The sequence below is a fragment of the Magnetofaba australis IT-1 genome (genome assembly GCF_002109495.1).
GTDB classification, from domain to species: domain Bacteria; phylum Pseudomonadota; class Magnetococcia; order Magnetococcales; family Magnetococcaceae; genus Magnetofaba; species Magnetofaba australis.
On the sequence record NZ_LVJN01000018.1, the window covers coordinates 307,246 to 326,652 of the forward strand.

At 61.0% G+C, this 19,407-nt stretch carries 15 protein-coding genes; 8 read left to right on the forward strand and 7 right to left on the reverse strand.

Going from position 1 to position 19,407, the window contains the following annotated elements; genetic code table 11:
- Positions 1-79: 79 nt before the first annotated feature.
- On the forward strand, positions 80-1,462 hold the full coding sequence (gene mtaB / locus MAIT1_RS07530) for a tRNA (N(6)-L-threonylcarbamoyladenosine(37)-C(2))-methylthiotransferase MtaB (RefSeq protein WP_085441673.1): 1,383 nt from the start codon (positions 80-82) through the stop codon (positions 1,460-1,462).
- Between the two features lie 337 nt (positions 1,463-1,799).
- Here mtaB and MAIT1_RS07535 read toward each other — a convergent pair whose 3' ends face one another.
- The 7 genes from MAIT1_RS07535 to MAIT1_RS07565 form a co-directional block, all read right to left on the reverse strand.
- The gene (locus MAIT1_RS07535; protein ID WP_085441674.1) at positions 1,800-2,687 is read right to left on the reverse strand and encodes a complex I NDUFA9 subunit family protein; all 888 of its coding nucleotides are present in this window, start codon (positions 2,685-2,687) and stop codon (positions 1,800-1,802) included.
- Between the two features lie 82 nt (positions 2,688-2,769).
- Positions 2,770-3,300, reverse strand: coding sequence for a WbuC family cupin fold metalloprotein (locus tag MAIT1_RS07540; RefSeq protein WP_143814715.1), 531 nt, complete (start codon positions 3,298-3,300; stop codon positions 2,770-2,772).
- Positions 3,301-3,302: 2 nt separating this feature from the next.
- On the reverse strand, positions 3,303-3,824 hold the full coding sequence (locus MAIT1_RS07545) for a hypothetical protein (protein ID WP_085441675.1): 522 nt from the start codon (positions 3,822-3,824) through the stop codon (positions 3,303-3,305).
- 125 nt (positions 3,825-3,949) lie between these two features.
- Positions 3,950-4,627: a hypothetical protein gene (locus MAIT1_RS07550; RefSeq protein WP_143814716.1), complete on the reverse strand. Its 678-nt coding sequence runs from the start codon at positions 4,625-4,627 to the stop codon at positions 3,950-3,952.
- Complete coding sequence (locus MAIT1_RS07555; RefSeq protein WP_143814717.1) at positions 4,596-5,288, reverse strand: hypothetical protein; 693 nt, start codon at positions 5,286-5,288, stop codon at positions 4,596-4,598. Before MAIT1_RS07555 ends, MAIT1_RS07550 begins: the two co-directional genes overlap by 32 nt.
- A 110-nt stretch (positions 5,289-5,398) precedes the next feature.
- Positions 5,399-6,820 carry a type I glutamate--ammonia ligase gene (gene glnA, locus MAIT1_RS07560; protein WP_085441678.1) on the reverse strand — a complete coding sequence of 474 codons (1,422 nt, stop codon included), beginning with the start codon at positions 6,818-6,820 and terminating at the stop codon, positions 5,399-5,401.
- 142 nt (positions 6,821-6,962) lie between these two features.
- Positions 6,963-7,301, reverse strand: coding sequence for a P-II family nitrogen regulator (locus tag MAIT1_RS07565; protein WP_085441679.1), 339 nt, complete (start codon positions 7,299-7,301; stop codon positions 6,963-6,965).
- Positions 7,302-7,703: 402 nt separating this feature from the next.
- Here MAIT1_RS07565 and MAIT1_RS07570 point away from each other — a divergent pair, with 402 nt between their 5' ends.
- The 7 genes from MAIT1_RS07570 to MAIT1_RS07600 all read left to right on the forward strand — a co-directional run bounded on the left by MAIT1_RS07570 (position 7,704) and on the right by MAIT1_RS07600 (position 19,358).
- The gene (locus MAIT1_RS07570) at positions 7,704-8,660 is read left to right on the forward strand and encodes an ABC transporter ATP-binding protein (protein ID WP_085441680.1); all 957 of its coding nucleotides are present in this window, start codon (positions 7,704-7,706) and stop codon (positions 8,658-8,660) included.
- Positions 8,660-9,421 carry an ABC transporter permease subunit gene (locus tag MAIT1_RS07575; protein WP_085441681.1) on the forward strand — a complete coding sequence of 254 codons (762 nt, stop codon included), beginning with the start codon at positions 8,660-8,662 and terminating at the stop codon, positions 9,419-9,421. The genes MAIT1_RS07570 and MAIT1_RS07575 overlap by 1 nt, the downstream gene beginning before the upstream one ends.
- A gap of 21 nt (positions 9,422-9,442) precedes the next feature.
- Positions 9,443-10,789 (forward strand): GldG family protein, encoded by a 1,347-nt coding sequence (locus tag MAIT1_RS07580; RefSeq protein WP_085441682.1) that lies wholly within the window; start codon positions 9,443-9,445, stop codon positions 10,787-10,789.
- Positions 10,790-11,208: 419 nt separating this feature from the next.
- On the forward strand, positions 11,209-12,537 hold the full coding sequence (locus MAIT1_RS07585; protein WP_085441683.1) for a DUF4340 domain-containing protein: 1,329 nt from the start codon (positions 11,209-11,211) through the stop codon (positions 12,535-12,537).
- Positions 12,538-12,798: 261 nt separating this feature from the next.
- Positions 12,799-17,181, forward strand: a complete 4,383-nt coding sequence (locus MAIT1_RS07590; RefSeq protein ID WP_158089374.1) for a FecR domain-containing protein — start codon at positions 12,799-12,801, stop codon at positions 17,179-17,181.
- Positions 17,182-17,202: 21 nt separating this feature from the next.
- The gene (locus MAIT1_RS07595; protein ID WP_085441685.1) at positions 17,203-18,156 is read left to right on the forward strand and encodes a hydrogen peroxide-inducible genes activator; all 954 of its coding nucleotides are present in this window, start codon (positions 17,203-17,205) and stop codon (positions 18,154-18,156) included.
- Between the two features lie 152 nt (positions 18,157-18,308).
- On the forward strand, positions 18,309-19,358 hold the full coding sequence (locus tag MAIT1_RS07600) for a cytochrome-c peroxidase (RefSeq protein ID WP_143814718.1): 1,050 nt from the start codon (positions 18,309-18,311) through the stop codon (positions 19,356-19,358).
- Positions 19,359-19,407 lie beyond the last annotated feature (49 nt).

The following is a 19,407-nucleotide window of genomic DNA, read 5'->3' on the forward strand; positions in this document are numbered from 1 at the left end:
CCGTCGAGGACCTAGCGCGGCGTCGGCGACAGCGTTGAGTGGACATGAAGAAAAAGCGAATAGCAGGTTAGGGGATGTCGTGAACGGCGTCAAGATGAAGTTCGTTCCCCCCGGCGCCAAAGGGCGCGCGCGGGTGATCAATATGGGGTGTCGCGTCAATCAGTATGAGGGCGCGGTGATGGACGCCGCGTGCGCTGAGGCGGGCTTTGCCCGCGCCGCCGAGGGCGAGGCGGCGCAGGTGGTGGTGATCAACACCTGCTCGGTGACCCACGCCAGCGACAGCCAAGCCCGACGTCTGATTCGTCGCGCCCAGCGCGAGAACCCGGGCGCGCGCATTGTGGTGACCGGCTGTTATGCCCAGCGCGCGCCGGAGACCCTGGCCGCCATTGAGGGGGTGGATCTGGTGTTGGGCAACCAGGAGAAGCTGGACCTGGCCGCGCATCTGGCCCGCGCCGACGCCGACGCGCCCATTCGCGTGGGCGATCCCTTCGCGGAGTCCAGCGGGCCGTTTCCACCACTGGCTGCCGATGCCGCCATCAATCCCGATGCGCCGGGCTTTGGCGGTCGTGCGCGGGCGTTTTTGCAAATTCAGAATGGTTGCGACAAACGCTGCACCTTCTGTTTAATCCCCGGGGTGCGCGGCCCCAGCCGTTCGTTGTCGCTGGAAGCGGCGCTGGAGGCGGGGCGCGCCTTTGTGGCGCAGGGTTTTGGCGAGTTGGTGCTCACCGGCATCGATCTGGGCGCCTATGGCGCCGATTTGGGGCTCGAGTCGGGTTTGGCTACGCTGTGTGAACAGCTCATGGCTGTGCCAGGGCTAAAGAGACTGCGTCTCTCCTCCATCGACCCGGAGGATATCGACGAGGCCCTCATCGCCCTATTTGCCGACGCCTCGTCACCGCTGTGCCCCCATCTGCACCTCTCGATTCAGTCCGGCGACGACCGCATCCTCAAGCGCATGCACCGCGTGTATGACCGCGACTTGGTGTTGCGCAAAGTGGCGGCGTTGCGCCATGTGCGTCCTGACATGGTTTTCGGCGCCGATCTGATCGTCGGTTTTCCCACCGAGGATGACGACGCCTTCGCCCAGACCTTGGCGCTGGCGGAGGCGATTCCCCTGGCCATGCCCCATGTGTTTCGCTACTCCGATCGCCCCAATACCCCGGCGCAGAAGATTCCCCAACGCTTTCGTGTGGCTGATAGCGAGATGAAGCGCCGCTCCGAGGCGTTGATTGTCGCGGGCGCGGGGCATCTACAGGCGGCGGCGGAACGGGCGCTGGCCGAAGGGGCGTGCGAAGTGCTGGTGGAGACGGTGGATCAGGCGGGGATGGCCACAGGCAAGCGGCGCGATTTTCTGCCCGTGCGCATTCGTGGCGCGCAGACCGCTCAATCCGGCGCCCTGCTGACTGTGCAATTGGAAGCGTTTGTCGCCGAATCTCAGACCCTGGTTGGTAAGGTGTTGTGAATACGGAAATTTCTGTATGTGAGCGCAGTGATCCACAGGGTTGTCCACAATTTGGCCGTGTTTGTCCCCGTGGTGTGGATAACCACAGCTGATTAAAAATTGTGCATTGTAATTAAACAGACGTGATTTCAAGGGGAAGGAAATTCTCTGTGGAAGTTGTCCACGGAAAATTCCACAGATTTTGGGGATAATCTTGGCCCTGTGGACAAACGCGTTTGCCCCTGCATGAGGCTGTTTCGCCCCAGTCCGCGCCCCGTTATCCCCGTATTGATCCACAGGAATTCCCCCCCCTGTGGAAAACTCGATCATGACACAATAGCGCTGCAAATTCTGATGGCTACGGTTTCAGGAAGGCGGAGATTCCCTCACGCAGCGGCATGGGTTCGCAGGCAAAGGGGGCCGGAATCGGGGCGCCTGAGCAGATATTGTCCTCTTGCGCCATGATCAATTGATCCCGCGTGAGCGGCGGCGTGGGCAACACCGCCTCAAACAGAGCGGCCTCCAGTTTCAGCAGACTCACAGGGCCGGGGAGCTTGAATCGGCGCAGTTTCAGGGTTTGCAGAATGGCGTCGAGAATCTCCCTGAAGGGGATCTGCTCTGGGCCGCCCAACTCATAGGTCTGAGCGATAGTCTCAGGCTTCTCCAGGCACTGGACCACGATGCGCGCCAGATCCTCAACCCAGATGGGTTGCATCAGGCTCTTGCCATCGCCGATGAGGGGCAGGGCGGGGGAGTAGCGCGCCATTTTGGCGAACAGATTGATGAAGCTGTCGTGGGGACCGAAGATCACAGAGGGGCGCAGAATGGTATAGTCCAGCCCGCTGGCGCGCACCGCCTCTTCGGCTAACCATTTGCTCTGGTGGTAGCGGCTGGCGGCGTTGCGCCGCGTGCCCAGCGAGGACATCTGAATATAGCGCGTCACCCCCGCGCGTTTTGCCGCCTCGAGCACATTACGCGTTCCCTGATGGTGGACCTGCTCAAAGCTCAGGGTGCGGGTCTCGGCCAGAATCCCCACCAGATGGATCACCGTATCCACTCCCGCCATGGCGGCGTCCAGTGTATGGGGATCGAGAATCGACCCGGCGCTCCACTCCGTATACGGCGCGTCCGGCTCCTTGCGTTGCTCAGGGTGGCGCGCAAACCCGCGCAGGGCATGGCCGCTGGCGTGCAGATGACGCCCCAGCGCGCCGCCGACAAATCCGTTGGCTCCGGTAACCAAGATCATGTTGCCCCCTTGCTGCGCACGTGGTCGTTACTCCTTCAGGCGCCTGCATGAGGGAAAAGGTTCCAAAGGGTTGCCTGTGAGATTACATGACAAACAGGTCGCCCACTTGCGCCTGCTCCATCCATTTGGTGATGCTGCGCGCGGCCTGGGTTTCGTTTTCACGCGGCGCCCAACTGGCGAAGCCTTTGTCGGTCAAACGCGCATAGGGGCCAGCCTTGACCTCGAACAGGACCGTGCCTGCGGTGAGCGCCACCACACTGTGCCACGCGCCCGGCGGGATCTCCGCCACGCTGCATTGGCTATCGTTATCGCGGCCCAGTTCGGCGCGATCGGTCACTTTGCCCTCATCATCGAACACCAGAATCGCTGCGCGCCCTTCGATGAGGAGAAACATCTCCCAGCGGTCCGGGTCGATGTGGCGGTGCGGGGGCACATAGGTGCCTGGCTCGAAGGCGTTGGCAAGGCGCTGAATGGGGTCATCCAGCTCCGGGTGGAAATTGAAATTCTTGCGCTGACGCTCACTGGATTGCGCCTGTAACACCAGATCCTTGGCGCCGTTGACATCCAGCTTTTTCAGGGTGGGAAAGGGGTGCTCATGACGGATGCCGGTCATCTTCAGAGTCCCTCCGGATTGTCGTAAACACGCGCCATGTTCTCCAGATACCAATCGCAAATCTGATCGATCTCCTTGGTGTAGTTCAGCCGGATCTCCTCAACGTGCGCTTCACATGCGCTCAACTCGTCTGGCTCCATGCCCCGGTTGGCGGCGGCCTCCCGGCACAGGGTCACATCCACATCCAGGGCGGCGTGCACCACGCTGGCCTCACGCGCTGTGGGAGCGTAGATCTCCTCAATGGCGCGATAGATGGTCAAGTCCGCTTCCGGCTGACGCGGCTTGGGCGGCGGCGGCTTGCGCAGATGCTTGGGCAGATAGCTTGCGGGCGGCGCTTTAGGCAGGACTTTGCGTTTGCCTTCAAGAAGATAATCGTGTAGCTCGACCCAGGCTTTGGGTTCGGCGACATCGTGTAGAGCATTGATCTCAAAGTGCACCGGTTGGGCGCGTTTGCCTTCCACCAGGTAGGCGCGGAGATCGACCCAGGGGGCGTGTTGCGTATGCGGGCGTTTCGGGGTGGACATGCTTTCGCTCCTTTCGTCCGTGAAAGAGAGGGAAATGGAAGGGGTCCATGGCGTGCGCGCGCAGAGCGCGGCTGCTCTGATTAGCTATCGGCTCTCCTTGCGGGGGGGTGAAGCGGTTTTACACATTACCAATCTGAGCAGAGCGGTTGCAGGCGCCGCCACACATCGTCGTCAATGTCGGCCTGGTAGAGCTGGATGCGGCGCTGGAGCTGCCTGAGTGAGAGTTCGAAGCCCCGTTTAATCTTCTGTCGCAGCGCATCCTGAGCCATCTCGGTATCAAAATCCCGCACCGGGATAACCTGGCGGCTGGCCCATTTTTTCAACGTTGCGGCCAGCGCGGGGGCGTGCGTCTTCAGCTTGGCGTTATAGGCGTCCACATGCTCCTGCTCATGGGCCAGAATCGTGGCGTAGGGGCAGCTGCCGGGTTGGTATTTATCCAGATAGTGAACCAACATTTTATCATAGCCGAAACGCAGGGTGATTTCAGCGATGCGGTAGCAGGCTGATCCGCCCGCTCGCTCAAAACGTTGGGTCCGGTAAATCGGTAATTGCATGAAGAAATGTGTTTGCGTGTAGCCAAGAATGCGGGCGTTTGGCTGGCCGGCCAGTCGCTTGAGTTTAAACAACGATGCAGGTTGAGCGCCTTGCGCCTCAAGGGTGATGGGCGCGTAGCGGAAGGCGATGGCGTGGGCAAAGGATTTGGCGCAGGGGTCGCGTTCCTGCGCGCGCAACGTTTGCGGCGCAGCCATCAACACCGTGAGCAGCAGCAACCTAATCCATGTGTTGCGAAGATTGAGACGCATGGGCGATGCTCCGCCAGTTGCGGCACTTGCGGTTCTCGGCCAGATAGGCCTGTTTGGTATCGATGCGGGCATTGGCGCGATCCACCCGCCGCATGGCGCGATTGATGGCCAAACGCACACGGCCGCGCACACGGGTTTCGATGGCGCGCTGGGCCTGTTGCGTCCGCTGGGGGCGCACCCGTTGGGTCAAATTGCGGCTGATGCGCGACAGATCCTGTTTCAACCCCGGCAGTGCGCGCTGCAGCTCCTGATTCAAGATCTCCACGTGGCGCATCTCATGGGCGTGAATCACTCCATACTGACACGATTCGCGCGGGTATTCACCCAGGATATAGATGAGGACATCCTCATAGCCGATGGTGAAGTCGATGCCGGTGATATAGAGGCACTGCTTCTCCTGGCCATCGGCGTAGCGTCCGAAAGTGTACTGCCCAACAGAGAATGCTTTCGCCTCGGTCAGTCCCAGAATGTAGGGTTTGCCGGTTTTGCGCACCAGGGCTTGTTGGTCGATGCGGATGATCTGTTGCGGCGTAGCCGGTTGCATGCGCAGGGTGATCTGTGCGTCACCATCAGGTCGGCAGGGGTAGGCCTGCGCTGCGCCAGACCAGAGAGCCGGAATCAACAGCGCTAGCAGAGCGAATCGGGTGCGCAGGATCGTCACAAGCGGCGGCAGGCTCGGGAGTGGGTGAATCAGGAGAAAAAAACGCCTGCTGAAGCAGGCGCTTCAGCAGGCGAATTTTCAAAAAGCGTGTCAAGCGCAGGGGCTTGAACTTAGACGCTGTAGTACATTTCGAACTCGACCGGATGGGGGGTGTGCTCCATGGTGTGCACTTCTTCCATCTTCAGGTCGATGTAGGCGTCGATCAGGTCGTCGCTGAACACGTCGCCCTTCTTGAGGAACTCACGGTCTTCCGACAGCGCTTCCAGAGCTTCGCGCAGGGAGCCGCACACGGTGGGGATGCCGTGCAGCTCTTCGGCGGGCAGGTCATACAGGTTCTTGTCCATGGGCGCGCCGGCGTCCAGCTTGCTCTCAATGCCGTCCATACCCGCCATCATCAGAGCGGAGAAGGCCAGGTAGGGGTTGGCGGAGGGGTCCGGGAAGCGGATTTCGCAACGCTTGCCTTTGGGGTTGTTGGCCGCCGGGATGCGGATGGAGGCCGAACGGTTGCGGCTGGAGTGGGCCAGCAGCACGGGCGCTTCAAAGCCGGGGATCAGACGCTTGTAGGAGTTGGTCGAAGCGTTGGTGAAGGCGTTGATGGCGCGGGCGTGCTTCTTGATGCCGGCGATGTAGTTCAGAGCCATTTCCGACAGGTCGGCGTACTGGTTGCCGGCAAACAGGGGCTGGCCGTCTTTCCAGATGGACATGTGGCAGTGCATGCCGGAGCCGTTGTCGCCAGCCAGAGGCTTGGGCATGAAGGTGGCGGTTTTGCCGTAGTTGTGAGCCACGTTGTGGACCACATACTTGTAGATCTGCAGATTGTCGGCCATGTGGGTCAGGGTGTCGAAACGCATGTCGATTTCGCACTGACCGGCGGTGGCCACTTCGTGGTGGTGGAATTCGATGGTCAGACCCATCTCTTCCATCACCAGGGTCATCTCGTTACGCAGATCCTGATAGGAGTCCACGGGGGGCACGGGGAAGTAGCCGCCCTTGACGCCGGGACGGTGGCCCCAGTTGCCGTCTTCGAACTCTTTGGAGTTGTTCCACACGCCCTCTTCGGAGTCGATGTGGTAGAACACGTGGTTCATGTCGGAGGCGAAGCGGGCGGAGTCGAACACGAAGAATTCGGCTTCGGGGCCGACGTAGCAGGTGTCGCCGATGCCGGTGGACTTCAGGTACGCTTCGGCGCGCTTGGCGACGGCGCGGGGGTCGCGAATGTAGCCTTCGCCGGTGAACGGATCAACGATGTCGCAGATGAAGATCAGGGTGGCGTGCTCGGCGAACGGATCCATCACGGCGGTTTCGGCCAGCGGCAGATAGACCATGTCCGATTGGTTGATGGCGCACCAGCCCTCGATGGAGGAGCCGTCAAAACCGAAGCCGTCGTCAAACACGTCGGGCGTGACCATGCGAGCGGGGGTGGTGATGTGCTGCCACTTGCCTTTGAAGTCCGTGAAACGGAAGTCGCAGAATTTCACGCCTTCGGTCTCGATCATCGACAGGGCTTTATTCACCGCTTCCTGATTGGCCATGTGACTAAGTTCCTTTCTGAACTGTAGGTGGGGTGTACAGGCTGCTCAATTATTAGCCAGATTTGGCGCAAACCGCCAGTATTTGTTTGCCCTTGGGGCGTGCTTCTTCCCAAAGCGCATGAAATTTGGGCGATCTTACCCGTTAGACGGCGTCAACGCCAGTCTCTCCGGTGCGAATGCGCACCGCGCCGTCGACGCCACTGACAAACATTTTGCCATCGCCAATGCGTCCGGTGCGCGCGGCGCCTTCCAGCACCTCCAGCGCTTGTTGCGCAAGTTCCGACGGCACGATGGCTTCGACTTTTACTTTAGGGAGAAAGTCCACTTCGTATTCCGAGCCGCGATAGATCTCGGTGTGCCCTTTTTGCCGCCCGAAGCCGCGCACTTCGCTGACGGTGACGCCGACAACGCCGCACTCGATGAGTCCGCGTTTCACGTCGTCAAGTTTGAAGGGTTTGATGATCGCTTCGATTTTTTTCATGAGGCTGCAATAAGTTGAGGGTGTTTTCCTCACTGTGTGACATTGCGATGCCGAGGGAGCAACCGATGTGCCAAGCGTTTGTTATCGCAACTGATCGCATTAACAGTCTGATTAAGCGTCACTCTGTGGCTTCAGGGTAAATGTTGGACGGTGCTGGATGTGGACCTTAACTGATGAGTTTATGATCACATTTTGTTCGTGTGATTAAAAATTAATCATGTCTGATGCATTCTTGGACGTTGCATCGGAAAAGAAAATTTTCCCCGTCACTTGAGATTGTGCGCAGCGCGTCTTACATAATGCCCGCGCGCCGGAATCCGATGAGTGGCGCGTTAGAGGATGCGCAAACGTCAATAGATCTCCCTCAGCACTTCCTGGCCAGACCGACTCGAGGAGCGCGTGATGTCACAAATCATGATCGAAACGGTGAATCTCACCCGCGATTACGGACCCAATCGGGCGCTGGACGCCGTCAATCTCCAGGTCTCCCGCGGTCAGGTGATGGGCTTTCTTGGCCCCAACGGCGCCGGTAAGACCACCTGCATGCGCATTCTCTCCGGCTTGCTGGCGCCCACCTCCGGTTCCGTGAGCGTCGCCGGGGTGGATGTGGTGGCCAATCCCGACGTCGCCAAACGCAAGATCGGCTTTCTGCCGGAGACGCCGCCCATCTATGGCGAGCTGACGGTGCGCGAATATCTCAGCTATCTGGCGCAATTGCGCGGGGTGGGCGGTAAGCAGCGTCGTGGGGCGGTGGATGGCGCCATGGCCCGCTGCGGTCTGACCCATGTGGCCGAACGGCTGCTGCGCAACCTCTCCAAAGGCTACCGCCAGCGCGCGGGCATCGCACAGGCCATCGTGCATGGCCCGGATGTGGTGATTCTGGATGAGCCCACAGTGGGCCTCGACCCCATTCAGATCCGCGAGATCCGCGACCTGATTAAAGAGTTGGGCCAGGAGCATGCGGTGATGCTCTCCACCCACATCCTGCCCGAGGTGCGCATGACCTGTGACCGGGTGGCGGTGATCAATGGCGGGCGCATCGTGCTGGAGGACTCCATGGCGGGACTGGAGGCGCGCGCCAGCGAGCAGCATGGCGTGCGCGTGCGCTTCGGCGCGCCGCCGGAGCCTGCGGCGGTGGAGGCGCTGGATGGCGTGGCCGCTGTGCATGTGGTGGAGGGGGGCTGGACGGTGCTGCCGCAAGCAGGCGCTGATCCCATTCCCGCTCTGCTCGCTGCGGCGGTGACGGGGGGCTGGGACCTGCGTGAACTGACCCCGGGCTCCAACGCCCTGGAGGAGGTGTTCGTGCAACTCACCACCCGCGAAGAGTCGGCGGAATCGCAGCAACAGGAGGCGGCGTAATGAGCGCAATCTGGACCTTGGCGTGGCGCGAGTGGCGCAGTATGTTTCTCTCGCCGTTGGCGTGGAGTCTGCTGGCGGTGCTGTTCTTTATTATTAGCTTCATGTTCTTGAGCATGATGCAGAGCTATCAGGACGCGGTGATGCTATATGCCCAGATGGGCCAGCAGCTTTCCGTCACCGAGGTGGTGATTCGCTCCCTCTACGCCAACACCGCGATTCTGCTCCTCTTGATTCTCCCCCTGGTCACCATGCGGCTGATCGCCGATGAGAAGCGCCGCGACACCTGGCCCGCGTTGGCCGCTTCACCCCTCTCTCCGACCCAGATTGTGCTGGGCAAGTATCTGGGGCTGCTGCTGTTCCTGGCCGCCGCCATCACCCTGATCGGGCTGCTGCCGTGGACCCTCTCCCTCTACGCCAACCCCGACGTGGGGGTGATCCTCTCCTGCATGCTGGGGGTGTTCCTGGTGGCGTCGGCTTTTGGCGCGCTGGGGCTGGCGGTCTCTGCGGCCACCGAAAACCCCATCGTGGCGGCGGTTGTGACATTCGGCCTGCTGCTGTTTCTGTGGATCGTCGGTTGGATGAGTTCGGCGGTGGGCGACACCGCCGGTGAGGCGATCAAATTCCTCGCCCTGTCCGACCACTATCAGAACATGTTGCGCGGCATGGTGCGGCTGTCGGATCTGGTCTATTTCCTCCTGGTGGTCGGTTTCGGCCTGTTTGTGGCGCGGCACTTTCTGGTGTCGGAACGGATTCGCGGCTAAACGGCAAAGGGAGAATCGATCATGGAGATGAATCAAACCTATCGTCGCAGCCAGCGCGCGCAGTTGTTGACTCTGCTGGCCATCGGCGTGGCCCTGCTCACCCTCATCGGCGTGGCGGTGAAGCGCTATGACGTGCAGTGGGACTGGACCGCCAACAAACAGCACAGTTTGGCCGAGCAGTCCATCAAGGCGGTGCAGGGTTTTGAAGAGGGCCTGACCGCCACCGTCTACGCGCAGGAGAGCAGCAACGAAGCGGCGGTGGCCAAGGAGGAGTTGGAGAAGTATCAACTGCACAACGCCAAGCTGCGCATCGTCATCGTCGATCCGGAGCTGAGGCCCGATCTGGTCAAGGCCGACGGCGTGACCAAACTGGGCACGGTGGTGCTGCGTGCAGGCGACAAGCAGGAGAAGGTGGAGATCCTCTCCGAAGAGGAGCTCACCAACGCCCTGGTGCGCATGGGCAAGGAGAAGCGCAAGACAGTGCGCTTTGTCACCGGCCACGGCGAGCACGTTTTGGATAAAGGCGATCGCAGCGCCTATAGCCAGGTGATCGCCGTGCTCAAGGCCGAGGGCTACGACGTCGGCGTGATCCGTCTGGTGGAGCAGGAGAAGATCCCTGATGATGTGGACGTGCTGATCATCCCCGGTCCCAAGAGCGATCTACTGGAGCCGGAAATTGCGCGTCTGACCACCTGGTGGAACGAGAATAAACAGGCGCGGCTGATGACCCTGCTGGACCCGGAGGGCGATGGCGGTCTGTCTGCGCTGCTGGAGCCTTATGGCGTCAAGCTGCTGGAGGGGACGCTGGTGGAGCCGCGCATGGCGCGCACGCCGTTCGCCATTCCTCCCGCCGAGGTGGATGAGAATCACCCCATCGCGCCCAAATTGACGCAGATTCCGGTTTTCTACACCGCGCGCGGTCTGGCGCTGGATAGCGAGATCCCCACCGGCGCGACCTGGACCCGCAGCCGCCTGCTGGCCAGCTCCGAATCCAGTTGGTTGGAGAGCGGCAATCTGGATGGCGAATCCATCTCCTTCCAGCAGACCGATGGCGACAAGCGCGGACCCATTGTCATGGCCTCGGCGGTGGCCGATGGCGATAAGCGTCTGGTGGTGACGGCGGACGCCGATTTCCCCAGCGATCAATTGATGGGCTATCCCGGCAACGCCGATCTGTTCCTCAACATGATTCGCTGGCTCGCTTCGGAGGAGAACAGCATCGCCATCAAGCCCAAGCCGGTGTTGGACGCTGGCATGCAGCTGCAAGGCGGCGACTTGATCCTGCTCATGGTGCTGCTGTTGGGGGTGGTTCCCGTCTCTCTGGCGGGCGCCGGGGTGGCGATCTGGATGCGGCGTCGGCGGCGTTGATGGGGTGGGGGTAATATCGTCGCTTGAATTCAGAATGATACATATCCAAATATGCAATGTTTGCGTGACGTAGGCCCGGCTTGCTCTGACTATGGGCCGCCGACTGGACGGCGGCGGGGTCTGGGGGCTGCGCCCCCAGCGGGTGTGGGCGGAGCCCACGGTGTGGCTGTTGATCTTGGGAGCTCGAGGGCGTAGCCCTCGATATCTTCCAGCGCCCATATGTTCACTTTTTGATACGAGCGACTATGAAAGAGACTGGAGCTTTGCCCCAGACCCCACGAGGGCGCCGCCCGGGGCCCGCCAGGGAAATGATTTCCCTGGACCCTCGTGAGTTTACCTGCGTGCGTGATTGAAGTTTTGTTGGATTTCAATGGGCTCTTCTAAGACGTGGTGGCATTGATTTGAAAGGTGAGAACGCCATGAGTAGCGGGTGGAGACTCAATCTCATTCTGTTAGCGGTGGTGGTGGTCGGCTTCGGCGTGCTGCTAGGGCTGCAGCGCCACGAAGAGGGGGAAAAGCGCGCCGATGAGCGCTCCCGCGCCCTCTCCGCGCTCAAACCCGAGCAGATCGCCAGCATGAGCTTTACCGATCGTGAGGGGACGCAATTGACCCTCACGCGGCAGCAGAGCGGCTGGGCCATCACCGCGCCCAAGCCTCTGCGCACCGACGCCGATTCCGCCGCGCGTCTGCTGGAGCCGCTGGAGAAACGCTACGCCCGTCTTGTTGGCAAAGTGGAGGATCTGGCTCCGTTCGGACTGGATAAGCCCAGCGCCAAACTGACCGTTTCCACCAAAGAGGGCCAGAGCGAAACGCTGATCCTGGGCGGCGTGGCGCCGGTCTCCAGCAAACGCTATGTGCAGTTGGGCGAGGGCGGCGATGTGGCTTTGGTCGCCGCGGCGGATCTCTCCGCACTGGTGCAGACGGCGGATGATCTGCGCGATAAACGTCTGTTTCCAGCGTGGCGCAGCGATGATGTGACCCGCATCGCCGTCTTCGGTAAGCAGGGCGACGTGGTGATGGTCAAGAGTGATAAAGGGGAGTGGGCGTTGCAGTCCCCTTATAAGGATCGCGCTTCACTCAACCGCGCGCCGATCTGGGTGAATACGGTGACCAATAGTGTGGGGATGTCGTTCGTTCCCGCGCCGCCGCCGCCGGAGAATCCCGAGTGGCGCGCCGAGTTGACCAACGCCAAGGGCGACAGCGTGGCGGTGAGCGGCTGGCAAGTGGGGGACAAGCTGCTGGCTCTGCGCCCCGGTGAGGATGACGCCATTGTCATCCCTGAATATGTAGCCGAGGATATCCAGCGCGATCCGCTGTCGCTGTCGGCGCTGCGTCCACTGTTGGGCAATAACGTGACGCAACTGGCCCTGGCCTTTGTCAATAACGAGAACTACCGCGCCGAGCGCAACGATAAAGGCCAATGGGAGCGCCCGTTGTGGAAGAGCTTCGAGGAGCTGGCCACGCGCGAAGCGTTCTCCGCCGTCAAAGCGGGCGCCGAGCTGCCCGACCCCTGGTTCGTTATGACCGTGGGCAATGCCGAGACCGCCCAGGCGATTCCGGTGTGGAAGCAGGGTGAGGCGATCTACCTGGCCCCGCCGCAGCGTCCGGTGTGGCTCAAGGCCAGCCCGTTACAAGTTGAGGAGATCAATAAGGCGGTGGCAGCCCTGCGTAAACAAGATGGTGCGGCAAAGCCAACGCCCGTATCGACCGAGTCCGCGTCAAATGCGGATGACGCTCAAGCCCGGTAGCTGTCGTCACAGATTGTCGCGTTGCTTCCCCATTGAGGCGCATGCTAGCATGATCCAATATGTGGAAGGTGCGCCAAGGACGCGGCGTACGTCTGCTCAGATGAACCGGCTGTTCTGAACCTGCTGTCTAACCAAAGAGTTGCCAAGCACGAACCGCTCCCCGGGCGGGGGGCTGGCTGGACAACTTAATGGATGGCGCAGTGATTGCACCTTAACGGCGCAATGTTTCGGGTTCGCAGCGGAGATTCTCAAGGTGGCGGCATGGGTAAGAAAGAGTTTCCCTCTCAGTGGGTGCTGATTGGCCTGGTGGTGGTTGGGGTCGTGATCGGCGCAGCGGTGTTCGGGGGGCTCTCCATGCTCACCGACAGCGTCAGTCAAAAACCCGCCAAGCAGATCATTCTCAGTCCTGCGCGTCGCGCGCCGTCCTCCGGCAGCGCAGCCAGCGTCCTGGACGATAGCAAAGTCACCGCCGTTCAACCGAACGCCATGACGGAGTCTGATGCGGCGCCCGCCGGGCCGAAAAACGTTCAAACTGCGGCAGCGGATAAAGACGTTCAGCAGAATATGGACGATGACGCGTTTGGCCGCATCCCCGCCGGACGCGTGGCGCGCATCCATGGCAACGCCACGGCTTATTACAAAGATCAGGCGCGCCAGCTCTCCACCAATGACGGCGTCTATCCCGAAGAGCGCATTGTCACCGGCAAACGCGCCCGGGTCATCCTGGAGATGGCCGACGACGCCCTCATCGCTTTGGGCGCCGATACCGAATTCATCATCCGTCAATACAGCTACTCGCCCGACTCCTCCAACGAGCAGACCTACACCAATAGCAAAGGCCTGATGGAGCTGACCCGCGGTCTGTTCCGCGCCAACTCCGGTAAGCTGGCCAAACTCAAGGGCCAGCCGTTTACCCTGAAGACCCCTGTGGCCTCCATGGGGGTGCGCGGCTCCAGTTACTTCACCAGTTTGACCATCGGCGAGAATGGCAAACCCGAAGCGGTGGTGATCGCTTTGGAGCCCACCATCGTGGCGCAGAACGAAGCGGGAACCACGGTGATGGATAAACCCCACACCGGCGCGGAAGTGAGCGACGCCAATACAGCGCCCACCGCCGCCAAGCGCGTGTCGGTGTCTGAGGTCGCGCAGGCGCAGTTGGCCACCATGACGCCCAAGCCGGTGTCGGCGGAAACCAAAGCGCAAGTCAAAGAGCAGATCGTCCAGGAGTTGATGGAGAGCGGCGCAGCGCCCGATGCCGAAACCGCGCAGAAGATGGCGGACGCCTCCATTGACGACGTGATCGAAAAAATGCAGTGGGATCTGACCGCGCAGGAAGTTGAAGCGACGGTCAACAAGCAGGATAAGATCTATCAGCTGGATGAGAAGATCTCCAACCTCCAGAGCAGTTTGGACAGCGATCCGCGAGCGAGCGCCGCAGTGGCCATGGCCCAGAAGCGCCTCGAAGCCGCGCAGGCGAATGTGGATCAGGAACTCAGCGCCAAACTGCAGGACCAGTTGGGTGATGAGAACGCTCAGGCGGTGCTGGAGGAGATGAGCAAGCGCAACGAAGAGAAGGCCTTGCTGGAGAACGCCTTCCTCGACGCCGTAGGCGACTCGGTGACGCCCGCACAGTTGCAGCAGGCCGAGAAGATCGACCTGCTGAAGAAACAGGCTGATGCGAAACTGGCCAATGAAATGGCCAGCGAACTACAGCAGACGCTGGGAACGGAAACCGCCAGCGCGCTACAACAGTTGGCGTTGGAGAATGCCGCCCAGCAGGCGCAGTTGGCGTTGCAAACGGAGCAAAAACTCAGCGATGCGTTGGGCGACGAGACGCAACTGCAGGCGCTCAAAGAGTTGACCACCCAGGCCGAAGCGCAGCAGGCGCAGTTGACGGACGAGACCGCTCAGTTGTTGCAACAGAAAGCCAAGTTGAGTGACGCACAATCGCAAGCTGCGCTGGCCTTGGCCGAAGCGCAGAGCAATCCCAGCCCCAGCCAGATTAAGGCGGCCACCGAGGGCTTGACGGAGCTGCAAGCGTTGACCGTTGCGCAACTGCTCAAGGATAAGGCTGCGCAAGCCCAAAAGATTGATGCGCAGTTGGCGGAGAATCTGGCGACGCAAACAGGGGATACGGCCACCGCGCAGCAGGTGTTGTCGATTCTGGCCGACCAAGTCGCCCAGAGCAATCAGCTCAATCAACAGTTGGCGCAGAGCGCGCAGCAGACCCTGGCGAAGCAACAGGTCGCCCAGCAGCTGGAGCAGAAGGCGCAACTGAACACGACGCAAAACGAGCAAGTCCAGGCGATTGCCGAAGAGGCAAAGGCGCAAAAATCGCAACTGGATTCGGATCTGGCCCAGGCCCTGGCCGATCAGGGGTTGTCCCAGGATCAGGTCGATGCGGCGCTGAATCTGAAACAGGCTGACAGCTCGATTACCGTTGGCGATGTGCAGAAGACCCTGGATGGTCTGAAAGGCACGGAAGCGCAACAGGTGCGCGATCTGTTGAGCGATGCGCTGTTGCAGGCCACGCAAGTGGATGCGCAGGCCAAACAGGATATTGCACAGGCTGTGGGCGACCCTGCCAAGGCGGATACGGCAGCACAAATTGCGCTGCAACTGGATGGCGTCGCGCAGACGCCGACATTGACGGCGGCTCAGTTGGCGGCGTTGGCGCAAACCACCCAGCAGGCGGCGGAGAAGAAGGCGCAGAGCGACGCCAACTCCCAGCAGGCGATGGTTGCGGCCGTGGGCGATCAGGCGGTGGTCATCCAAAGCCTGTTGGATCAAAAATCAACCAAGTTGCAGCAAATTGAGCAACAGTTTGCGCAGACTCTGCAAGAGAATTTACAGCTGACTCCAAGCGAGGCGCAGGGCGTGGTGCAGACGGCGCAGGACGCTGATCGGCTGAATCAGGCGATTCAACTATCTATGCAGCAAACTTTGCAACAGATGGGCATGAGCGCAGAGCAGGCCGCCACGGCGACGCAGCTGATGAACCTGACTGACGCCAAAAAGGCGGTCACTGTTCCGGCCTCGATAGATGAGATCGTCACTACGCCGATTCAAACATCCGACCCCATGACCCAAGCGGTGGGCGACGCTGTGGTCAGCGATGTCGTCTCCAATGTGAAGCAGGCTATCGCGCAGGGAGAGGATCCCGTGCGCGCCGCGCAACAGGCTGCTCAACAGGTGGTGTCGAACCCCAATCCGGTGGTGGTGGTGCAGACTACCGCAGGCGCCGCTAGCGGCGGCAGCGGTGTGGACACCACCTTCACCAAACCGACAACTGCCGATAGCGGCGCGAGCGGAGCCTCTGACGCCGGGCAGACCGGCGCAGGCGACGCGGCGGGGCAAACCCCAGCGCAGTCAACGGGAACCTCTTCGAGCGGCGCAACCGGAACAACTGGGTCCGGCACGCCTGCCGGTACAGGGAGTACTGGCGCCACGGGCAGCACAGGCGCCACGGGCAGCACAGGCGCCACCGGCAGCACGGGTTCCACCGGCAGCACGGGAACAACCGGCAACACGGGAACGACCGGCAATACGGGCAGCACTGGGACCACCTCACCCTCGACAGGCAGTGGCGGCGGCACGACGGGTGGATCAACCGGCGGCAGCACCACCACCAACCAGGCCCCCACCGATCTGACGCTCTCCAATAATGCGATTCAGAGCGGAAGCGTGACCAATGGCGATACCGTTGGCCTGTTCACGGTGACCGATCCTAATGACTCCTCGGGCTTCGTGTTCGCCTTTGCCTCTCCCTACAATGACGCCTCGGGACGCTTCAGCATCGATGCGGGCGGTTTGGTGGTCAATGACGCCACGGCAGTGGAGAAGTTTGATACCTATGACCGTCAGCACAACATCACCGTCACGGTGACCGATAAGAACGGCACAGGGCTGTCACTGACCAAGAACTTTGTGATCTATCTGCAGAATTTCAACGGCTCCATCGATATCGTTGGCGTTTCCGGCGCCGATTCGACTCTGCGCGATAGCGGGCGGGTGGTCTATCAAGGCATCGAGGAGCAGTTGGCCGCAGGGCAGTCGGTGGCGCTCACGGAGACCGATGTGCGCAGTCTGATTCTGGCTAAATTGGCGCAGCAGATGAGCAGCGGCGGGCAGGTGACGCAGTCGCTGTCGGACATCGTGCCCAATCTGGGGGTGAGCATCTCACCGGCCATGGTGGAGGTCAGCGCTGACCTGAAATCCGTGGATCAGTTGGTCTCGCGTCTGCCGCAGAGCGCGCAAACCCAATTGACCAGCCTGTTCCAGGATCTGGCCTCTTACGGTTCGGACTACACCGCCTCGGTGCGTTTCCGCGTGGTTCCGGTGGTGACCGACACCACCATTGGCTTTAGCGCCACCGACTCCTATGTGGACGTGGTGCACTCGGTGGACTACCTGCCCAACCTGACCATTCCGTTGGATACGGTGATTCAGCAGTACAATGACATCGTCTCCGTCATGGCGGGCGGCGGGCTCTCCTTCTTTACGGGTGATAGCGCAACCAACAGCGGACAGAGCGCGCCGACTTCGGTGCCCATTGACCAGTTCTACACCGGGCAGATCGCCGGGGTGACGCTCAATCAGGGCAGCGTGACGCTGACGCCAACCGCGACAGCGACCACGCAGTAACGCGACTCTGGGAAGATAACGTTGAATCTGAACCAGATGCGCTATGTGCTGGCGGTGGCCCAGGCGGGCAATTTCAGCCGCGCCGCCAAGCTCTGCCATGTGAGCCAACCCTCCTTGAGCGTGGCCATCAAAGGGCTGGAGGAGGAGTTGGGGCTGCCGATCTTTGAGCGCCATAAGAATGAAGTCTCGGTCACCGAGCTCGGCGCGCAGATCATCACCCAGATCCAGAAGGTTCTGGAGGAGATCGACCAGATCAAATGCATCGCCCAGGATGGGGCCGACCCGTTAAGCGGCGCGTTGCGCATCGGCGCCATCATGACCATCGGCCCCTATCTGTTCCCCAACATGATTCCGGCGTTCCGCAAACTTGCGCCCAATATGAAGTTGTTGGTGGAGGAGAACTATACCACGGTGCTGACGGAGCGCCTCAAACGCGGCGATGTGGACGCCATTATCATCGCGCTGCCATATCAGGAGCATGGGGTTAAGATCCAGTCCCTGTATGATGAGCCATTTATGGCGGCGGTGCCTGCGGGCCATGCCTGGGAGCATCGCCCGCACATCGAAGGGCAGGATCTGGCCACCGATGATCTGATTCTGCTGGGTAAGGGCAACTGCTTCCGCGATCAGGTGTTGGAGATCTGCCCGGACTGTATGAAGATGGCCGACACCGCCGAAGGGGCGGGCGGCAACATCATCGAAGGCAGTTCATTGGAGACCATCCGGCACATGGTGGCCACTGCGGTGGGCGTTTCCGTGCTGCCCGCCTCCTCAATCCATTCATTGATCTGCAACACCGCCGACTGCCCCGCCAAGGAGAATCGCTACGTGCGCTACGTGCCGTTCTGCGAGCCCGCGCCCAAACGCCGGGTTGCGTTGGCATGGCGCAGCTCCTTTCCCAACCCCTCCGCTCTGCAAGCCCTGGTCAAGTCCATCTATTCCGCCCCGCCCGTTGGTGTGACGCTGTTGCGTTGAGGCAATTGATTCCCTCTGCAAACAGGGATAGCGTGGGCCTATTCATTCAATAGATAAATGATATTGGACCAAGCCATTAAACCTCTCTATGGTTCTCTCATTGGCTGTTTCTCCCCATGCACTGACATGGGCAACGACCTGGAGAAGAGATCATGAAAAAGGCATTGGCGATTGCGGCGTTATTCACTTTGGCCCCGATCAGTTCGGCGCTGGCGGGAAGCGACCTGATGGCTCAGGCGCGCGAAACCTTCAAGCCCATTCCTTCGGCGCCGCCGGCGTTGTCGGGCAATGTGGTGACCCGGGAGCGGGTGGAGTTGGGCAAGATGCTGTTCTTTGAACCGCGTCTGTCGGCCAGCCATCTGATTAGCTGCAACACCTGTCACAACGTCGGCATGGGAGGTGATGACAATCTGGAGACCTCCATTGGACACGGCTGGGCTAAAGGCCCCCGCAACGCCCCCACGGCGTTGAATGCGGTGTTCAACGTGGCGCAGTTCTGGGATGGTCGCGCCGAAGATCTCAAGGCGCAGGCCAAAGGTCCGGTGCAGGCTGGCGTGGAGATGAGCAACACCCCCGCCATGGTGGAGAAGACCCTCAACAGCATCCCGGAATATGTGGAGCGTTTCGGTAAGGCGTTCCCCGGTGAGAAGAGCCCGGTGAGCTTCGATAACATGGCTAAGGCCATCGAATCGTTCGAAGCCACGCTGATCACCCCGGCTTCGCGTTTTGACCAGTTCCTGGAGGGCAACGCCGCCGCCATGACCGATCAGGAAAAACGCGGCCTGGCGCTGTTCATGGATAAAGGCTGCTCCGGTTGCCACTCGGGCGTCAATGTGGGCGGACAGGATTACTATCCGTTTGGCGTGGTGGAGAAACCGGGCGCCGACGTGTTGCCGCAAGGGGACAAAGGGCGCTTTGCGGTGACCAAAACCGCTGACGACGCCTATGTGTTCCGCGCCGGTCCGCTGCGCAACATCGCTTTGACCGCGCCCTACTTCCACTCCGGCAAGGTGTGGAACCTGGAGCAGGCGGTGGCCATTATGGGTCAGAGCCAGTTGGGGGAAAAACTCTCTGATGCGCAGATCAAGGATATCACCGCGTTCCTGGAGACCCTCACCGGCGAACAACCGGATGTGACCTATCCGATTCTGCCCGCCAGCACGGCGGCCACCCCGCTGCCGGTGGCCATGGCGACTAAGTAATCGAAGAATCGCTTAGGTGAGTAGATGTATGGAGGGCCACGACAGTTCG

Coding starts and splice junctions, on each gene's coding strand:
- MAIT1_RS07540 (WP_143814715.1), bottom strand. CDS start 3,300: ATGACCGGCATCCGTCATGAGCACCCCTTTCCCACCCTGAAAAAGCTG.
- glnA (WP_085441678.1), bottom strand. CDS start 6,820: ATGGCCAATCAGGAAGCGGTGAATAAAGCCCTGTCGATGATCGAGACC.
- MAIT1_RS07550 (WP_143814716.1), bottom strand. CDS start 4,627: ATGCGTCTCAATCTTCGCAACACATGGATTAGGTTGCTGCTGCTCACG.
- MAIT1_RS07545 (WP_085441675.1), bottom strand. CDS start 3,824: ATGTCCACCCCGAAACGCCCGCATACGCAACACGCCCCCTGGGTCGAT.
- MAIT1_RS07585 (WP_085441683.1), top strand. CDS start 11,209: ATGAGTAGCGGGTGGAGACTCAATCTCATTCTGTTAGCGGTGGTGGTG.
- MAIT1_RS07600 (WP_143814718.1), top strand. CDS start 18,309: ATGAAAAAGGCATTGGCGATTGCGGCGTTATTCACTTTGGCCCCGATC.
- MAIT1_RS07590 (WP_158089374.1), top strand. CDS start 12,799: ATGGGTAAGAAAGAGTTTCCCTCTCAGTGGGTGCTGATTGGCCTGGTG.
- MAIT1_RS07580 (WP_085441682.1), top strand. CDS start 9,443: ATGGAGATGAATCAAACCTATCGTCGCAGCCAGCGCGCGCAGTTGTTG.
- MAIT1_RS07570 (WP_085441680.1), top strand. CDS start 7,704: ATGTCACAAATCATGATCGAAACGGTGAATCTCACCCGCGATTACGGA.
- MAIT1_RS07575 (WP_085441681.1), top strand. CDS start 8,660: ATGAGCGCAATCTGGACCTTGGCGTGGCGCGAGTGGCGCAGTATGTTT.
- MAIT1_RS07565 (WP_085441679.1), bottom strand. CDS start 7,301: ATGAAAAAAATCGAAGCGATCATCAAACCCTTCAAACTTGACGACGTG.
- MAIT1_RS07535 (WP_085441674.1), bottom strand. CDS start 2,687: ATGATCTTGGTTACCGGAGCCAACGGATTTGTCGGCGGCGCGCTGGGG.